This is a genomic window from Gemmiger qucibialis, from assembly GCF_027689445.1.
Lineage (GTDB): Bacteria > Bacillota > Clostridia > Oscillospirales > Ruminococcaceae > Gemmiger > Gemmiger qucibialis.
This window is the reverse complement of record NZ_JAQFEN010000002.1, coordinates 542,890-560,797: the sequence shown is the minus strand read 5'-3', so window position 1 is coordinate 560,797 and position 17,908 is coordinate 542,890. Positions and strand designations below refer to the sequence as shown.

Genomic DNA, 17,908 nt, shown 5'->3' with positions numbered 1-17,908 from the left:
TTAAAATTCCATCATCTCCCCTATGGTCCGGCAATTTTTTGCCGGGCCGTTTTTGTTTCGTATACATTTTCTTACCGCAGCCAGATTCCTTTATTCCTCTTTCCCTGCCCGGTGCCCAATCCTTATCCTGCCTTTATCTTTTGCACAAAATGCTTGACATCGCCGCTAAAAGCGGCTATGTTTATATATCAAGTGAGCTTTTTCGTCCAAACAAATATGATAAGTGGGTTTAGTTGTTGCCTTGCTGACCCGGCCTGATACTGCATATGAAACGATTCAAACAAATTTTCAATCATCAGCCTCCTGCAAGATTGATTGCTCTGGGGTTTGCTTCCACCATTTTACTGGGTACGCTTTTGTTGCTCATGCCATTTTCCATCCGGTCGGGCATTACCGTACAGCCGGTGGACGCTCTGTTTTCCGCCACAAGCGCCGTCTGTGTAACCGGCCTGCTGACCGTGGATACCGCCGATACCTTTACCCCCGTGGGGCAGGCTGTGATGGCGGTACTGATCCAGATCGGCGGTTTGGGCATTACCTCCATCGGCATGGGGCTTGCCTTGGCTGCGGGACGGCGCATCAGCCTGCGGGAGCGTACCCTGATCCGGGAAGCCATGAATGTGAGCAGTCTGGAGGGCATGGTGCGGCTGGTACGCGCCATCATTAAGCTGACCCTTGCTTTTGAGCTGGCCGGGGTCATCCCCATCTTTGCAGTGTTTGCGCAGGATTATCCACCATTGAAGGCGCTGGGTTTGAGTGTGTTCCACTCCATCTCATCCTTCAACAACGCTGGCATCGATATTTTAGGTGGCGGGCGCAGCCTGACCCCCTATCGGGATAATGTGCTGCTGAATTTGAGCACCTGTTTTCTGATTATTTCGGGTGGTATCGGTTTTCTGGTCATGGTGGATGTGGTCAAGTGTCGGTTCCGCTTCCGCAAATTCACCCTGCATTCCAAGGTTGTGGTAACCACCACGGCATTTTTGCTGGCAGCAGGTACCCTGTTATTAAAGTTCACCGATCCTCTCAGCTGGCTGACAGCATTTTTCCTGAGCGTATCAGCCCGCACGGCCGGCTTTGCCACGCTGGATCTGGGCAAACTGAGCAACGCCGGGTTGTTTACGATTCTTATCCTGATGTTCATTGGCGCTTCGCCGGGGTCTACCGGCGGCGGCATCAAAACCACCACCATTTTTGTTCTGGCGCAAGAGATTCGCTGCATTTTCAGCAAGCAGCGGCCGGGTGCATTCCGCCGTGCATTGCCTGCCAACGCCATTGCCAAGGCTTCCACCATTGGGCTGCTGGGCATGCTGGTGGTATGCTGCACCACATTTCTGCTCTGCATCCTGGAACCCGGCCTGCCGTTCATCAGCCTGCTGTTTGAAGCGGTCTCCGCCTACAGCACTGCCGGGCTTTCCACCGGCATTACAGCGCAGCTTTGCCTGCCCGCCAAGCTGGTGCTGATTTTTACCATGTACACGGGCCGCGTTGGGGCTTTTACCCTGCTTTCCCTCTGGGTGGAACGCCCGGAACCCAACGCGCACTTTACAGAAGAAGCCATTACGATTGGATAGGTGCATTATGAAAAAACAGGATTCTTCCGCTTTGTTCGGCGTTATCGGGCTGGGGCGCTTTGGTTCTGCGCTGGCCCGCACCCTTGCCGAAGCCGGCAAAGAGGTAATTGCCGTTGACTGCGATGAGCAGAAGGTCAAGGCTATTCGCAAATATACTGACTATGCCTTTGTGGTAGATGATTTGAGCGAAGAGGCTCTGACCGAAGTCGGCATTCAGAACTGCGGTACGGTAGGCATCTGTATTGGCGAGCAGATCGACATCAGCATTCTGACCTCCATGCTGGTGCTGAACATGGGGGTGCCGCATGTGATTGCCAAAGCCAGTAGCCCTGGACATGGCGAGGTTCTCAAGCGGCTGGGCGTGACCGTTGTTTATCCCGAAGCCGATATGGCAGTGCGCATTGGCAAGCGCCTAATCTCCGGCAACCTGCTGGACTACATTGCCCTGGAGGACGGTGTGGAGGTACAGCGCATTCAGGTAAACGGCAAGATGCTGAACAAAAGCATCCGGGAGCTGGATATCCGCCGGCTATACGGCATTAACATTATTGCCATCGAACGCGACCACCGTACCGATGTGGAGTTTTCGCCGGACTCTCGGTTCCAGAACGGGGACACCATTTTGGTGATTGGGAAAAGCGAAAAAATCGACCGCTTTGAACGCTCTTTTCAGGATTGACGCTTTTTGACTGAATCTGATTTTTACTTTCCGTTTTTTGACGATCCTTACGATACATATTTCTCGGCCGGGCACTGCCGCTGCGCAGTGTCCGGCTTTTTATGTGCTTGTTTTCCAAATGCAGAGCGTTTATCGTTGTCAAATTGCACAAAAAGTAGCCCGCAAATTTTATGTTTTGCTTTGGCGTTTCATGATTGCTTTTGACTGTTTGTGCGTGTATAATACAGGCGTAAAGCAAAAAAGCTTCAAGAATTGCCAGGGGAATCACCTGAAGTATTGTCCTGTTTTAAGGAGGATATTGTCTTGCTTGCCGAAGAACGTTTTGCTATGATATTAGATTTGCTGGCACAAAAGCGCTCGGCCACCGTGCTGGAGCTGTGTGATGCCCTGGATGCAAGCGAATCCACCATCCGCCGCGACCTGACCCAGCTGGACCGGCAGGGCCTGTTAAAAAAGGTACACGGCGGTGCCACGCTGGTTGGGCGCACCGTTTTGGCGGACGAGCCCCCCATGGCGGCCCGCGAGGAACAGTCTGTGGAAGAAAAGCGTCTGATTGCCCGCGCCGCCGCCGCAATGATCACCGAGAAAGACTTTGTCTTTCTGGATGCCGGCAGCACCACGCTGGCGCTGGCCGCCGCGCTGGAGGGCCCTGCCCTGCAGGCTGCCTATGTGACCAATGGCATTGCCCATGCGCGCATGCTGGTGCAAAAGGGCTGCCGCACCTACCTGCCCGGCGGGCAGGTGCGCCCCATCACGGAAGCCATTACCGGGCCGGAAACGCTGGCCGCTTTACAGCACTACAACTTTACCAAAGCGTTTATGGGTGCCAACGGCGTAAGCCCTGCGGAGGGCTTTACCACGCCGGACCCGGAGGAAGCCAGCATCAAAACCGCCGCATTGCAGCGCGCGCGGGAACGCTGGTTTCTGGTGGATAACACAAAGTTTGATATGGTATATTCCGCCGTGATCGGGGATATTGGCTGCGGGGCCATTTTGACCAACCACTGCCCGGACCCCCGGTACGCACAGCTTACCTTTGTAAAGGAGTGTTCCGTATGATCTACACCGTCACATTTAATCCTGCGATCGACTACGTTCTGCATCTGACTGCCCCCCTGGCGGTTGGCGAGATCAACCGCACCTCAGACGAAGCCTGCCAGTTTGGCGGCAAGGGCATCAATGTTTCCGGCGTTTTGCGGGAGCTTGGGTGCGAAAGCATCGCCCTTGGCTTTACAGCTGGCGAAACTGGTGCCTGGCTGGAGCGCGGCTTGCAGCTTTCCGGCCTGAAAACCCGCTTCATCCGCCTGCCGGACGGCATGACCCGAATCAACGTTAAGGTAAAGGGCGCAAAAGAGACCGAGATCAACGGTTCCGGCCCGAACATTACTCCCGAAGCCATGCAGGCCCTGTGGGACAATCTGGAAGAACTGGGCGAGGGTGACATTCTGGTACTTGCCGGCAGCATTCCTTCCAGCATGCCGCAGGATGTTTACCAGCAGATTCTGGCTCGGCTGGATGGCCGCGGCATCCGCTTTGTGGTGGATGCCACCCGTGATTTGCTGGTAAAGGTACTGCCCTACCACCCGTTTTTGATCAAACCCAACAACCATGAACTGGGTGAGATCTTTGGCAAAGAGCTCAATCGTGATGAAGAGATTACCCAGGCTGCCCGGAAATTGCAGCAGCGTGGTGCACGCAATGTTCTGGTAAGCATGGCGGGCGATGGTGCCCTGCTGCTGGATGAAACCGGTGCGGTGCACCGCATTGGCACCCCAAAAGGCAAAGTGGTAAACAGCGTTGGCGCTGGGGACAGCATGGTAGCCGGTTTTATTGCCGGTTACCTGCAAAGCGGGAGCTACTCTTACGCCCTGCGCCTTGGCACCGCCTGCGGCAGCGCAACGGCATTCAGCCTGGGCCTTGCCGAGCGCCGCGATATTGATGCCCTGCTGAAAACCATTGAATGATTCAGGCTGATCTGAAAAGTCGAAAATTCAGTCTATTTCTTTGGGCAACACCGCACAATTCCCGCCTAGCGGCTTAAGCACCGCTTCGGCGGCTGCGGCACGGCATCTGCGTTGCCAAAATGCTCGATAAGACATCCAGTATTATCTGCGCTTTTGGCTTAGCAGCTGCCGCACCTCGCTCGCCGTATCGGCACTTAGAATTATGCGGTATTGCCTTTGTTTTTAAAACCACCCCAGTAAATGCAAAACATGTAGAAGGAGAAGGAAAGATGCGTATCACGGAACTATTCAACATCCAATCCATTGCACTGGATTCTGCCGCAGCGGACCAGGCGCAGATCATTGACGAACTGGTGGAGCTGCAGGCCACCCACGGCAACCTGACCGACAAAGCCGCGTACAAAGCTGCCATTTATGCGCGTGAAGCGGAGGCTTCCACCTATGTGGATAACGGCATTACGGTGCCGCATGCACGCGCCGCCTGCGTGACCCGCCCCAGCCTGGCTGCCCTGCGCCTGAAGACCCCCGTGCAGTACAATGCTGACGATGACGGCAAGACGGATCTGCTGTTTATGATTGCCGCACCGGAAAACGGCAGTCTGCACATTGATATGCTGGCCCGCCTGATGCAGATGCTGATGAATGAAGACTTTGTGGCAAAGCTGCGCGCCGCCAAAACGCCCAAAGAATTTTTGGATACGATTGACGCCCAGGAGGAAGCCCAGTTCGGCAACGAGAGCTTTACTCAGGAAGAGCTGCCTGCCACCTACCGCGTGTTGGCCGTTACCGCCTGCCCCAACGGCATTGCCCATACCTACATGGCCGCCGAAGCACTGAACAAGGCCGCTCAGAAGCTTGGCATTCCCTGCAAGGTTGAAACCAATGGCTCTGATGGCCCCCAGAATGTGCTGACCGCCGATGAGATTGCCGCCTGCGATGGCATTATTGTGGCAGCTGACAAAAATGTGGAAACCGCCCGTTTTGACGGCAAGCCGGTGCTGTTCGCCCATGTGGATGATGGCATCCATAAGCCGGAGCAGCTGCTGCAGAGCGTTTTGGACGGCAAAGTTCCGGTGTTCCATTCCACCGTGCGCGAATCTGACAAGAACCTGCTGGAGCAGAACCGGGGCGGTGCCGCAAAGGACAGCCTTGGCCACACCCTGTACAAGCACCTGATGTACGGCATCTCCCACATGATCCCCTTTGTTGTGGGCGGCGGCATCATGATTGCCATTGCTTACCTGCTGGATGATTACAGCATTGACCCCGCCAACTTTGGCATGAACACCCCGGCTGCCGCATTCTTTAAGACGGTCGGCTCCGCTGTGTTCAACTACATGTTGCCCATCCTGGCTTCTTACGTTGCCATTTCCATTGCCGGTGAACCCGCTTTGGCTGTCGGCTTTGCCGGCGGTGTGCTGGCTATGAACGGCACTAACTTTACCGGCCTGCTGAACTGCCAGGTGGATGGCGTTTCCGGTGGTTTCCTGGCTGCCTTGCTGGCTGGCTTTGTGGCCGGTTATGTAGTCCTTTTCCTGAAAAAGATCACCGAAAAGCTCCCAAAAAGCGTCAGCGGCCTGCGCCCCATGCTGATCTACCCGCTGGGCGGTGTGTTTGTGATGGGCGTGTTCATGTGCGGCATCAACCCGGTCATGGGCATCATCAACGACTTTATCACCAACTGGCTGAACTCCCTGGGCGGCACCTCTGCCATCCTGCTGGGCGCTGTCTCTGCTGTTATGATGAGCATTGATATGGGCGGCCCCTTCAACAAAGCTGGTTACCTGTTCGGCACTGCAGCCCTTGCTTCCGGCAACTATGAGGTCATGGCTTCCGTTATGGTCGGTGGCATGGTTCCTCCGATCGCCATTGCATTATCCACCACCTTCTTCCCCAAAAAGTGGACCCCGGACGAGCGCCGCAACGGTGTGATCAACTATGTAATGGGCCTCTGCTTTGTTACTGAGGGCGCTATCTCCTATGCAGCCTCTGACCCGCTGCACGTTATCCCCAGCTGCGCCATTGGTGCAGCCACCGCCGGTGCGCTTTCCATGGCGTTCCACTGCGGCCTGCGCGCCCCCCACGGCGGCATCTTCGTGTTCCCCGTTGCCACCAACGCCCCGATGTACTGCGTTGCTTTGGCCGTTGGCAGCATTCTGGGCGGGTTGATCCTGAGCCTACTGAAAAAGAACCTGCCCCAAGAGCAATCCTCTGAATCCTGATTTCCTGAATTTTAACTTTCTGCCCCGGTGGGGTGCGGCGCTGCTGCCCCTGCCGGGGCTTTTTTGCTTCCTGTGCTTACAAAAGCAAAATACGGCCCAAGATTTTTGGCAATACCGCATAATTCTAAGTGCCGATACGGCGAGCGAGGTGCGGCAGATGCCAAGCCAAAAGCGCAGATAATACTGGATGCTGCAAAGGTGAGCGCCGTCAGTGGCGGAAACAGCGAACCGAAGCAGGGGCAGCGGTCGCAGAGTGCGAGGGGCTTTTGCCCCCGAAGCACGATGCGGGTACCGCAACCCGACATTATCGAGCATTTTGGCAACGCAGATGCCGTGCCGCAGCTGCCGGAGCGGTGCTTAAGCCGCAAGGCGGGAATTGTGCGGTGTTGCCTTTTCTTTTCCTGTGTTTCCCCCAACGCGGACGGATTTTCCGGCGTTCTGTCCCGGCGTTTTCTCGAATTTGCGAATCATTTTTTGTTTTCTCAATTTCCGCGTCATGTTCCAGGAAAAGTCATACTTTGTCACGCCAGAGTGTTTTCGGTATAAATACACTTGACTTTATCTAACGGGCATGGTATTGTTATTAGGTCGCTTCGTGGCAGCTGCCCATACCGGGCGCTGCCGGATGTGTAAGATATGGGATATTGTATTAGGGGGAATTTTAATCATGGCAGCATTTACGCAGATCGTAGAGCAGGCCAGCGACATTTTGTGGAATTATCTGTTGCTGTTCCTGCTGGTGGGCACCGGCATCTTCTTTACTATCAAGCTGCACTTTGTTCAGTTGAGCAGTTTTGCAGATGGTGTGCGTCACTTGTTCAAAGGTTTCAGCCTGCACGGCAAGGCAGCTGATAAAGACGGCATGAGCTCTTTTCAGGCATTGGCCACCGCCATTGCCGCACAGGTTGGCACCGGCAACATTACCGGCTGCGCCACCGCCCTGGTCAGCGGCGGCCCCGGCGCATTGTTCTGGACCTGGGTTTCTGCCTTTTTCGGCATGGCTACCATTTACGCCGAAGCCGTTCTGGCCCAGACCTACCGCACCACGGTGGACGGCCAGGTGACCGGCGGCCCGGCGTATTACATCCGCGCGGCATTCAAGGGCAAGTTTGGCAAGTTCCTGGCCACTTTCTTCTCCGTTGCTTTGATCCTTGCCCTCGGCTTTATGGGCAACATGGTGCAGTCCAACTCCATTGGTGATGCGTTCCACAATGCGTTCGGCGTTAACCGCGTGGTGGTTGGCGTTGTGATCGCCGTTCTGGCAGCTTTCATCTTCCTGGGCGGTGTTAAGCGCATTGCCGCTGTTACCGAAAAGCTGGTTCCCATCATGGCACTGTTTTACATTATCGGCTGCGTCATCATCCTGGTCATGAACGCATCCGCCATTCCCAACGCATTTGTTCAGATCTTCACCCTGGCTTTCCAGCCGCAGGCCATTGCCGGCGGCGTGGCTGGCGTTACTGTGCAGCAGGCCATGCGTTACGGCGTTGCCCGCGGCCTGTTCTCCAACGAAGCCGGCCTTGGCTCCACCCCGCACGCCCACGCACTGGCCAAGGTCAAGCAGCCGCAGGACCAGGGTGCGCTGGCCATCATCGGCGTATTCGTTGATACCTTTGTCATCCTGACTCTGACCGCCCTGGTACTGATCACCTCCGGCCTGATTCCGGAAGGCATGACCGGCACCGCCCTGACCCAGGCCGCATTCAGCCTGACGTTTGGTTCCTTTGGCAAGGTGTTCATTGCCATCTGCATGCTGTTCTTTGCGTTTTCCACCATTTTGGGCTGGTACTTCTTCGGCCAGGTCAACTTCAACGCTCTGTTCGGCTCCAAGTACACCAAGGTGTACAGCCTGATTGTTGTGCTGTTCATCCTGATCGGTTCTTCCCTGAAAGTGGATCTGGTTTGGGCGCTGGCGGACTTCTTTAACGGTCTGATGGCGGTTCCCAACCTGCTGGCGCTGCTGGCGCTTTCCGGCGTTGTTGCAGGCATCGCCCGCAACAAAAAGGACTGACCTTGCACTTTGGCAGCACAACCGATATAATAAAGATAATGTTGATCTTACGGGCTCCCCTGTTCGGCAGGGGGCCCGTTTTTGTTTTGGAGGTTGCCCATGGCACAAACAAAAAAGCCCCTCAGCAGCCGCATGTTCCGGCTTGTGGCCGGGCTGGTGTTCTGCTGGATGCTGCTGCTGAACTGCTTAACGCCCTACCTGGCCGATGATTACACGTTCGCTTATGCCTTTGATACCGGCGAACGGCTGCACAGCCTGCCGCAGTTGATTTCCAGCCTGGTGTTCCACTATCACGAATGGAGCGGCCGGGTCATCGTCAAATTTTTTGCCCAGGGGTTCACCATGTTTCCCAAGCTTCTGTTCAATGTGTGCAATGCTGGGATGTTTATGGCGCTGGGTCTGGTTTTGTACAAGCTGGCCGTTGGGCGGCGCAGCCAAAAAGCGGACTGGCTGGTTTTGGCCCTGATTTATGCCGCGCTGTGGGAGATCAGCCCTGTATTTGGCCAGACCAATTTGTGGATGTGCGGCGCCTGCAACTACCTGTGGGCCACGGTGGGATGCTGCGCCTTTTTGCTGCCCTGGCGGTATTATTTGCAGCAGCCGTTTGCCAGTACGGCGCGCATGGCGGCCGGCATGGCGTTGGCCGGGCTGCTGGCTGGTTGGTTAAGCGAGAATACCAGCGCCGGAATGCTGGTTTGTTTGGTGCTGGCCGGCGCTGTTGTGTTCAAGCGGGAGCGCAGGCTGCCCGCCTGGATGGCGACCGGCCTGGCGGGGGCGCTGGTTGGGTTTGCTTTGCTCATCACCGCGCGCGGCAACTTTAACCGTGCCAGCGGCTTCAGCGATTACGACAGTCTGCTGACCCGGTACGCCATGCGCTTTTTTGCCTGCCTGAATATGCTCAAAGACTATGCCCTGCCCCTGCTGTTTTCCTTTGCGATTTTGTTTTTGCTGCTCTGCTTTGCCCGGCAGGATGCCGTAAAAGCTGACCTGCTGTGGCCGCTGATTCTGCTGGCCGGGGCGCTGGGGGCAAACTTTGCCATGATCGGCAGCCATGACTACTATCCCCGCTCCACCCACGGTGTGTTTGCTCTGCTGGCTGCCGCCTGCGCCGCCTGCCTGGTACAGCTGAACAGCAAAGCGTTCCGCCGGGGCCTTGCCTGCTTGAGCGCCTGCGTGGGGATCGTCTGCGGCATCCACATGCTGGAAGCCGGGTATGACATTGCCAGCTACTGGATGATGGACCATGTGCGCACCCAGACGCTGCGGCAGGAGATTAGCGAGCTGGATGAGCCCGCCGCGGCTAACATTATTAGCTATGGTATCGAACCCTACACCAAATGGTGCGGCGCATACGGCCTGCCGGATATCCGCGAAAACGGTGAGGATTCCCTCGCTTTGGGCCGCGCCCGCTGGTTCGGCGTAACCAGCATTACCGCCACCGAAACCCGTACCTACCCCTTTGCAGGCCACACCAACGAAACCTATGCCGCCGGGGAAACCGCCGCAGAAAACGCAGAAAGCATGGATTGATTGCCGCTGATTGGGCATACTGTTGATAACACATCGTGAAAGGATGACTGCCCATGAAGTTCCATGTAAATGCCGACTGCATCGGCTGCGGTTTGTGCGTGAGCACCTGCCCCGAAGTTTTTACCATGACGGACGGCGGCACCGCAGCCGCTGCCCCTGCCGATGTAACCGGCCCCGATGAAGCCGCCGCCACCGATGCCATGCAGACCTGCCCCGTTGGCGCGATTGAATCCGTTGACGGCTGATACCTTCGACCGGGGCTTGACAAACCGGAACTTGGGAAGTATAATAAAAGCTACCGATGCGGGATTAGCTCATCCGGTAGAGTGACTGCTTCCCAAGCAGTAGGTGGCGAGTTCGAGACTCGTATCCCGCTCCAAAAAAGCGCAGAACCAAAAGTGGTTCTGCGCTTTTTCTTTTTATTCAACAGCTTTTGGATTTTTTGTTGAAAAACCGCGCTGTATTGTCAGTCTATGATCAGCAGTGCATTTTCCAGATTCTGGATGGCGCCTTGCTGGCTTTGGGTATAGGTCCCCGCCCGCAAAATATCCAGCAGGGTGCGCACCGCTGCAACCGTAAGCACCGGGGCTTTGGCCGCAATGCGGGTGGTGTATTGGGCCACCGCGTAGGATTCCGGCTGGATTTCCAGATTTGCTGCCACGCGGAAATAGGCAGTGTTTTCCGGCATTGTCACCGCAAAGTCGGTCAGTACCTCACCGGCGGCATTGTTGGGGGCCTGGCGGCAGGCCAGCACGCTGTTGTCTGCCGCATAGATCACATACAGCGCGTTGTTCCAGTTGGCCGAACAGCTCAGGCGGTAGGTATCCCCTGCCGCAGCGGCAACTTTTTCGCTGATGCGCCGATTCTCGTTTGCATAGTTGACGGTCGATCCGGAAATTTTGAGCACATAGTTGGCGTGCCAGGCAACCGTCATGCTTTTTACCTGCTGCACCAGGTTTGCCGCGCTGACCAGCCTGACGGCGGGCAGCGCCTGGTACAAATTGCCCGCCACGATCAAAGTAGCTGCCCCCTGCGGCACGGTCACTGCCTGCCGGGTCAGGGTATTGCCGCCCGCAGCATAATCGGCATCGGCCGCTTTTACGGCAAGGCAGGTACCCGCCGCATCAAAGAAAGAATAGAGCGCAAAACCCGTATACGCCCAGGCCGTTACCAACACCTGGGCCGCGCTTGTCACATCCACCGGCTGGGTGACCCGGAACCCGGTATCTGATGTTTTGATTGCCTTGCCGGTGGCGGTGGAGATCACATATCCACTTTGCAGGGCTGCCCCCACATTGGTGATGCCATCTGCCGGGCGTAAGTTCTCCAGCGCGTTGGTCCAGGCGCGGCCATCCGCATCCACCACAAAAAACGGTTCCGCTGCATCCGCGCCCGGCTTTTGGTAGTCGCCCGCTTCCACCACGTTGCCGGTGGCATCCAGTGCATCGTACAGGTCCATCAGCTCCGCACCGCTGGCCCGGATATAGCCCACCAGCTCTTTGAGCTGTGCTGCATCAAAGGTCGTGTACCATGCGTGGGTCATCAAAATCAGCCAGCCGCCATCCTGCACGGCTTTGTCTACCCACGCTTTTACATCCTCCAGCGTGTAGCTTTTGTTCTTTGGGAACACTTCCACGCGCTTCATGCGGCAGCTTTCATACGGGATCTGGTTGATGCCTTTTTCCACCGTAAGGCCCAGGTCAAAATGCTTTTTTACGGTGTTCAGGCAGTCCGCCTTATAGCGCCCGTTCACATAGGCATAGCTGCGCACCCCACGGATGCCCCAGCGGCGCATCTCTGCTTCAAACTGCTGCAGGGTGGCTTCCAGCGTTTCGGGGGTATCCTGCTCCATATCGGTTTCGGTCATCGTATGGCATGCCACTGTCACGCCGCTGCGCGCCATTTCCTGCAGCTGTTCCACCGTCATGCGGCCGGTTTTGCCCATAAGCCCCGCCGGGCAAGCCACGGTATAAGGCATACCAAGCTCCTGCACCAGCGGGAACAGCACGGTGTACGCTTCGCTGCGGCAGTCGTCATCCACAAACGATACAATGGCTTTCTTTTTGCTGCGGCCCGCGTTGGTCAGCATGTGGGGTGTGGTTTCGGTTTGGGTGGTGGTGCCGTCGGCCCAGTACAGGTCCATATCCTGCGCGGACGCCTTGGCCAGCACCTGCCCGGTACTGCCGCCCGTGGGGATCAGCTTATCGGCATACTGTTTCCACACACTTTCCGCCGGGTCGGTCTGCTGGCCGGGCACCGGGGCGTGGTTCAGCACCAGGTATGGGATGTTGCAGCTGATGCACTGCACGCCATCCCGCACGCCGCGCACCGTAACGCTGCCGCTGTTGGTTGCCTGCGCTGTGGCGGCGGGCGGCACCGCTACGGTGTCCCCTGCATCCGCCAGCACCGTTGTCCCCTCCGCCTGGGGGTCCGGGGTAAACGTGACATCCAGCGCAAGGCCATCCCACCCGGTGCCGCGCTGGAAATGCAGAGCCTCCATGCCATAGCTGGCTTTGGTGCCAAGGCACAGCATACGCATGGGGCTGCCAAGAATTTTAGGGTAATATCCTTCCAGTTCAATTTCGTGGGTCATTCCATTCCTCCTTATGATCCATTTGAAACCTGATAAGTTACTTGTGTTTCAAATAAAAGCGGCCCTGCTGCCGCCGCTTTGTTGTTGTTTTCTCTGTCTTTGCCTGTTTTGCAGCCGAAAGAGAACATTCCTTCTTGAAACTTATCAGGTTACTCACAGGATAGCATCCTTGCTGTAACTTGTCAAGTTATTTTTATCATCTTGTAAACCCGCAGGTTTTTTGCTATACTTTTTGGGAGGTGATCCGCATGACCATTGGGGAACGCATCCGCGAAGCACGCACCGCCAAAGGGCTGACACAGGAGCAGCTGGCCGAACAGGTGCATGTGACCAAACAAGCGGTTTATAAATACGAGACCGGCATTGTAACCAATATTCCACTGGATAAGCTGGAAAGCATTGCCGCCTGCCTTGGCGTGGCGCCCGGCTACCTGGCCGGGTGGCAGGGCTCCCCTGCCGGGGCGGAACTGGACGCTTTGATTCAGGACGAACCCATTGCCGCCTACCAGAACCTGAAAGACCAACTGACCCAGGCCGATAAGGAAGATATTGCCCGCCTGATCCAACTACGCGCGGAACTGAACCGCAGCAAAACCTGAAAGTGAGGAGATTTTATGCTGGACTGCCTGCCCATCTACCATTGGTTCCACTGCGGCAACCCGTACTCCGGCGCACAGGGCGGCATGCGCTATCTGGTAGCCCCCGCCAAAAAAGCTGACCCCGCCGATGAAAGCGGCAAGCGGAAGATCGAATATCTGACCGCCACCATCTGGCCTGGCCCATGGAGCTTGGAACACACCGCCGATGAAAAGCAGGAGATGGCAGAGTTCCCCGGCAATCAGGAGGGGCTCGATGCCGCCGTTGCCTGGCTGCACGAACGGTACGAAGCCGAACCGGATAAATGGGCCAATATTCCCTCCATTCTGGACTGTGAACCGGATAAATAAGCAAATAAACAAACAGCGCCCGACAGGTACGCTTAAACCGTCGGGCGCTATTTTTCTATCAGGAATGAAATAATAAATAATAATGAATAAAGGCAACACCGCCGTGGGCACCACACGACTATTACTCTTTTTTATGCGAAGCCAATTAAAGGCAATACCGCATAATTCTAAGTGCCGCTACGGCGAGCGAGGTGCGGCAGCTGCTAAGCCAAAAGCGCAGATAATACTGGATGCTGCAAAGGTGAGCGCCGCCAGTGGCGGAAACAGCGAACCGAAGCAGGGGCAGCGGTCGCAGAGTGCGAGGAACTTTTGCCCCCGAAGCACGATGCGGGTACCGCAACCCGACATTATCGAGCATTTTGGCAACGCAGATGCCGTGCCGCAGCCGCCGGAGCGGTGCTTGAGCCGTTAGGCGGGAATTGTGCGGTATTGCCTAAAGTTTTTCGCCAGGCCTTTTTTCAAAAAGGCCGCGCTGGTTACTGGACATCCTTGTAAATATCGGCCAGGTTCAGCAGAATCTCGGTTGCCTTATCCATAGCCTCTACCGTGATGCCTTCGCACGGGCCATGGTAGTTAAAGCCGCCGGTGCCAAGGTTCGGGCATGGCAGGCCCATGTAAGACAGGGTCGCGCCGTCCGTGCCGCCGCGAATGGGCGTTTCCAGCGGCTCCAGGCCAACCTTGCGGATGGCGGCGCGGGCATTTTCCACCAGATGGAAATGCGGCTTGATCTTTTCCAGCATGCTGAAATAGCTGTCCTTCAGCTCCAGCTCCACGGTGCCTTCGCCATACTTTTCGTTCAGCAGCTTGGCAATGTGGCGCATGGTCTCCTTGCGGGCGGCAAAGCTTTCGGCACTGTGGTCACGCACAATGTAGCCCAGCTTGGCGCCGGTCACATCGCCTTCCATGCTGCACAGGTGGTAGAAACCCTCGCGGTTCTCAGTGTATTCGGGGCGGTCGTAATACGGCAGGGCGTTGTGGAACTCAATGGCAATGTTCTGCGCATTCTTCATGGCGTTCTTTGCGCTGCCCGGATGGACCGAGAAGCCGTGTACCGTGACAAAAGCAGCGGCAGCGTTAAAGTTTTCATAGCTGATTTCGCCCGCTTCGTCGCCGTCCACCGTGTAGGCATAGGCTGCGCCAAAATGCTCCACATCAAACAGGTCAGCACCCTGGCCAACCTCCTCATCGGGGGTAAAGCCCACGCAGATCTTGCCGTGGGGGCGGTTTTCTTTCTGCAGGATCTCCAGCATGGTCATAATCTCGGCCACACCGGCTTTGTCGTCCGCACCCAGCAGGGTGGTGCCATCGGTGGTGATCAGGGTTTGGCCCTTGAGCTTTGCCAGGAATGGGAACTGCCTGGTGCTGAGAACTGCGCCGGTACCGGGCAGGACAACATCGCCGCCGTCATAATTTTCATGGATCTGGGGCTTCACATTCTCGCCCGGTGCATCGGGGGAAGTATCCATATGGGCAATAAATCCAAGGCCCTTGGCAGCTTCGTGGCCGGGGGTGGCGGGCAGCGTGGCGTAAACATAGCAGTGCTCATCCACATGGGCATCCGCAAGGCCAAGGTCCTGCAGCTCCTTGACCAGCATGCGGGCCAGGTCAAACTGGCGGGCGGTGGTGGGGTGGGTATCGCTTACGGGGTCCGAGGTGGTATACACCTTAACGTAATTCAGCAAACGTTCATAAGCGCGCATAAAATCTGATTCTCCTTTATTGTATAATGGTTGCACTGGAGGTATTGTACCACAAAAAACAGCATTTTCCAAGGTCAGGCCCTTTTCAATCTGTAACTTTTATGTTAGAATTGGTTGTATATAGGGGAAGTGTTGGCTTTATGGGCATTGGAAGATGCCCGACGCTGCTGCGCCTACCACCAAAAGTTCGTCCCCTGACAGGAGGAAACCATGGCAGATACCATTTTCAAAGATAAAACCTTGTTGATCACCGGCGGCACCGGCAGCTTTGGCCACACCGTGCTCAAGCATTTTTTGACGACTGATATCGGCGAGATCCGCATTTTCAGCCGTGACGAGAAAAAGCAGGACGACATGCGCCATGAGCTGCAGGCCAACTATCCTGACTATTACAATAAAGTCAAGTTCTACATCGGCGATGTGCGCAACATCCAGAGCCTGCGCGATGTGATGCCCGGCGTCAACTTTATCTTCCATGCCGCTGCGCTCAAGCAGGTTCCTTCCTGCGAGTTTTTCCCCATGGAGGCCGTGCGCACCAACATTGAGGGCACCGACAACATGCTGCATGCCGCCATTGAAGCAGGCGTGGAGCGCGTGGTCTGCCTTTCTACCGATAAAGCCGCTTACCCCATCAATGCCATGGGCATCTCCAAGGCCATGATGGAGCATGTTATCACTGCCAACGCGCGTGTCAGCGCACAGCGCGGCGGCCCGGTCATCTGCTGCACCCGTTACGGCAACGTGATGTGCAGCCGCGGCAGCGTGATTCCGCTGTTTGTGGAGCAGATCAAGGCCGGCAACCCCATTACCATCACCGATCCCAACATGACCCGCTTTTTGATGAACCTGGATGAGGCCGTTGACCTTGTCATGTTTGCCTTTGAGCACGCCAATCCGGGCGATCTGTTCATCCAGAAATCCGATGCTTCCACCATTGGCGATCTGGCCAAAGCCGTGCAGCAGCTGTTTGGCGACACCGGCACCCGCGTGATCGGCACCCGCCACGGCGAAAAGCTGTACGAGACCCTGATGACCAAGGAAGAGCGGATGCGCAGCGAGGATATGGGCAACTATTACCGCGTTGCCGCCGACAACCGCGACTTGAACTATGACAAGTACTTCATCAAGGGCCAGGTTCACACCCAGGCCGATGAAGATTATACCAGCCACAACACCCGCCGCCTGGATGTGGAGGGCACCATCAAAAAGATCATGACCACCGAGTACATCCAGGAAGCACTGAAAGAGGCAGGCAAGGCATGAACATTCTTGTCACCGGGGCAAAGGGTTTTGTCGGGCGCAATCTGTGTGAAAACCTGAAAAATATCCGCGATGGCAAAAACCGCACCCGCCCGGCCCTGAACATTACTGATATTTTTGAGTATGACCTGGACACGGCTCCGGCGCTGCTGGATGAATACTGCGCCAAGGCAGACTTTGTATTCAACCTGGCCGGGGTCAACCGCCCCAAAGTGGAAAGCGAGTTCATGGCGGGCAATTTCGGCTTTGCCTCCACCCTGCTGGATACGCTGAAAGCCCACGGCAACACCTGCCCGGTGATGCTGTCCAGCTCCATTCAGGCCACGCTGATCGGCCGCTATGGCAAAAGCGATTACGGCAAAAGCAAGCTGGCCGGAGAAGAACTGTTCTTTGAATACAGCAAAACCACCGGCGCCCCGGTGCTGGTTTACCGCTTTCCCAACCTGTTTGGCAAATGGTGCCGCCCCAACTACAACAGCGCCGTGGCTACTTTCTGCCACAACATTGCCAACGGCCTGCCCATCACCGTCAATGACCGCGCAACTGAGCTGGAACTGCTGTACATTGACGATCTAGTAGAAGAGATGCTGGATGCGCTGGAAGCTGCGCCCCACCGCTGCAATTATGACGGACTTACCCCGGTGCCTGCCGTGGATGGCCGTTACTGCTTTGCTCCCGTCACCCACAAAGTGACCCTTGGGGAGATTGTGGATCTGTTGGAACAGTTCCACGCCCAGCCCGCCACGCTGGTGGTGCCGGAGATCCCGGCGGGCAGCTTTGCCAAAAAGCTGTATTCCACCTATCTTTCCTACCTGCCCAAAGAGCGGATTGCCTTTCCCTTAAAAGTCAACGCAGACGAGCGCGGCAGCTTTACCGAGCTGCTGAAAACTGAAAACTGCGGCCAGTTCAGCGTGAACATTTCCAAGCCCGGCATTACCAAGGGCCAGCACTGGCACAACACCAAGTGGGAATTTTTTATTGTGGTTTCCGGCCACGGGCTGATCCAGGAGCGCAAAGTTGGCTGTGACGAAGTGATGGAGTTTGAGGTGTGGGGCGATAAGCCCACCGCCGTGCAGATGCTGCCCGGCTGCACCCACAACATCATCAACTTAAGCGATACTGAAAACCTTGTGACCCTGATGTGGGCCAGCGAACCGTTTGACCCCGCCAAGCCGGACACGTTCTTTTTGAAAGTGTAACATTTTAAACGTATATACTCAGGTAGGAGTTAGGAGTTTTGAAACCTGGTCAAGGTAAATGTCTCAGAACATTCAAAGCCGTTCCCTGCGAAACTCTTTATCGTTTGCGGAAGACAATAAAACCAGCAGTCGTTCTTCAACTCCTAAGGCAATACCGCATAATTCTAAGTGCCGATACGGCGAGCGAGGTGCGGCAGCTGCTAAGCCAAAAGCGCAGATAATACTGGAT

15 protein-coding genes and 1 tRNA gene are annotated in these 17,908 nt (G+C 56.1%); 14 read left to right on the top strand and 2 right to left on the bottom strand.

Annotated elements, in window-relative coordinates; genetic code table 11:
* Positions 1 to 266: 266 nt before the first annotated feature.
* The 10 genes from PG062_RS06385 (at position 267) to PG062_RS06340 (ending at position 10,359) form a co-directional block, all read left to right on the top strand.
* Positions 267 to 1,574, top strand: a complete 1,308-nt coding sequence (locus tag PG062_RS06385) for a TrkH family potassium uptake protein (protein WP_270751634.1) — start codon at positions 267 to 269, stop codon at positions 1,572 to 1,574.
* Between the two features lie 7 nt (positions 1,575 to 1,581).
* Entirely contained in the window at positions 1,582 to 2,253 is a 672-nt protein-coding gene (locus PG062_RS06380; protein ID WP_270751633.1) for a potassium channel family protein, read from the top strand.
* A 327-nt stretch (positions 2,254 to 2,580) separates the two neighbouring features.
* The gene (locus PG062_RS06375; protein ID WP_408611397.1) at positions 2,581 to 3,312 is read left to right on the top strand and encodes a DeoR/GlpR family DNA-binding transcription regulator; all 732 of its coding nucleotides are present in this window, start codon (positions 2,581 to 2,583) and stop codon (positions 3,310 to 3,312) included.
* Positions 3,309 to 4,217 (top strand): 1-phosphofructokinase, encoded by a 909-nt coding sequence (gene pfkB / locus PG062_RS06370; protein ID WP_114000014.1) that lies wholly within the window; start codon positions 3,309 to 3,311, stop codon positions 4,215 to 4,217. The genes PG062_RS06375 and pfkB overlap by 4 nt, the downstream gene beginning before the upstream one ends.
* Before the next feature lie 269 nt (positions 4,218 to 4,486).
* Positions 4,487 to 6,439: a PTS fructose transporter subunit IIABC gene (locus PG062_RS06365; protein ID WP_270751631.1), complete on the top strand. Its 1,953-nt coding sequence runs from the start codon at positions 4,487 to 4,489 to the stop codon at positions 6,437 to 6,439.
* A 63-nt stretch (positions 6,440 to 6,502) separates the two neighbouring features.
* Positions 6,503 to 6,985, top strand: coding sequence for a hypothetical protein (locus PG062_RS06360; protein ID WP_270751630.1), 483 nt, complete (start codon positions 6,503 to 6,505; stop codon positions 6,983 to 6,985).
* A 121-nt stretch (positions 6,986 to 7,106) separates the two neighbouring features.
* Complete coding sequence (locus PG062_RS06355) at positions 7,107 to 8,450, top strand: alanine/glycine:cation symporter family protein (RefSeq protein WP_270751629.1); 1,344 nt, start codon at positions 7,107 to 7,109, stop codon at positions 8,448 to 8,450.
* Between the two features lie 99 nt (positions 8,451 to 8,549).
* Complete coding sequence (locus PG062_RS06350) at positions 8,550 to 9,980, top strand: DUF3329 domain-containing protein (RefSeq protein WP_270751628.1); 1,431 nt, start codon at positions 8,550 to 8,552, stop codon at positions 9,978 to 9,980.
* 53 nt (positions 9,981 to 10,033) lie between these two features.
* Positions 10,034 to 10,225 carry a ferredoxin gene (locus PG062_RS06345; RefSeq protein WP_114000912.1) on the top strand — a complete coding sequence of 64 codons (192 nt, stop codon included), beginning with the start codon at positions 10,034 to 10,036 and terminating at the stop codon, positions 10,223 to 10,225.
* Positions 10,226 to 10,283: 58 nt separating this feature from the next.
* Positions 10,284 to 10,359 (top strand) — tRNA-Gly (locus PG062_RS06340).
* An 87-nt stretch (positions 10,360 to 10,446) separates the two neighbouring features.
* Here PG062_RS06340 and PG062_RS06335 read toward each other — a convergent pair.
* Positions 10,447 to 12,573 carry a polysaccharide deacetylase family protein gene (locus PG062_RS06335; protein ID WP_270751626.1) on the bottom strand — a complete coding sequence of 709 codons (2,127 nt, stop codon included), beginning with the start codon at positions 12,571 to 12,573 and terminating at the stop codon, positions 10,447 to 10,449.
* 248 nt (positions 12,574 to 12,821) lie between these two features.
* Between PG062_RS06335 and relB the strand changes: the two genes are divergently transcribed.
* Positions 12,822 to 13,172 (top strand): type II toxin-antitoxin system RelB family anti-toxin, encoded by a 351-nt coding sequence (relB, locus tag PG062_RS06330; RefSeq protein WP_270751625.1) that lies wholly within the window; start codon positions 12,822 to 12,824, stop codon positions 13,170 to 13,172.
* A 15-nt stretch (positions 13,173 to 13,187) separates the two neighbouring features.
* The gene (locus tag PG062_RS06325; RefSeq protein WP_114000909.1) at positions 13,188 to 13,520 is read left to right on the top strand and encodes a hypothetical protein; all 333 of its coding nucleotides are present in this window, start codon (positions 13,188 to 13,190) and stop codon (positions 13,518 to 13,520) included.
* Between the two features lie 476 nt (positions 13,521 to 13,996).
* Here the strand turns inward: PG062_RS06325 and pepT are convergent, their stop codons facing one another.
* Complete coding sequence (gene pepT / locus PG062_RS06320) at positions 13,997 to 15,220, bottom strand: peptidase T (RefSeq protein WP_270751624.1); 1,224 nt, start codon at positions 15,218 to 15,220, stop codon at positions 13,997 to 13,999.
* A 210-nt stretch (positions 15,221 to 15,430) separates the two neighbouring features.
* On the opposite strand from pepT, the gene PG062_RS06315 reads away from it, so the two are divergent.
* Entirely contained in the window at positions 15,431 to 16,483 is a 1,053-nt protein-coding gene (locus PG062_RS06315) for a polysaccharide biosynthesis protein (protein WP_270751623.1), read from the top strand.
* Positions 16,480 to 17,679 carry a capsular polysaccharide biosynthesis protein CapF gene (locus PG062_RS06310; protein ID WP_270751622.1) on the top strand — a complete coding sequence of 400 codons (1,200 nt, stop codon included), beginning with the start codon at positions 16,480 to 16,482 and terminating at the stop codon, positions 17,677 to 17,679. Before PG062_RS06315 ends, PG062_RS06310 begins: the two co-directional genes overlap by 4 nt.
* Positions 17,680 to 17,908: the final 229 nt, after the last annotated feature.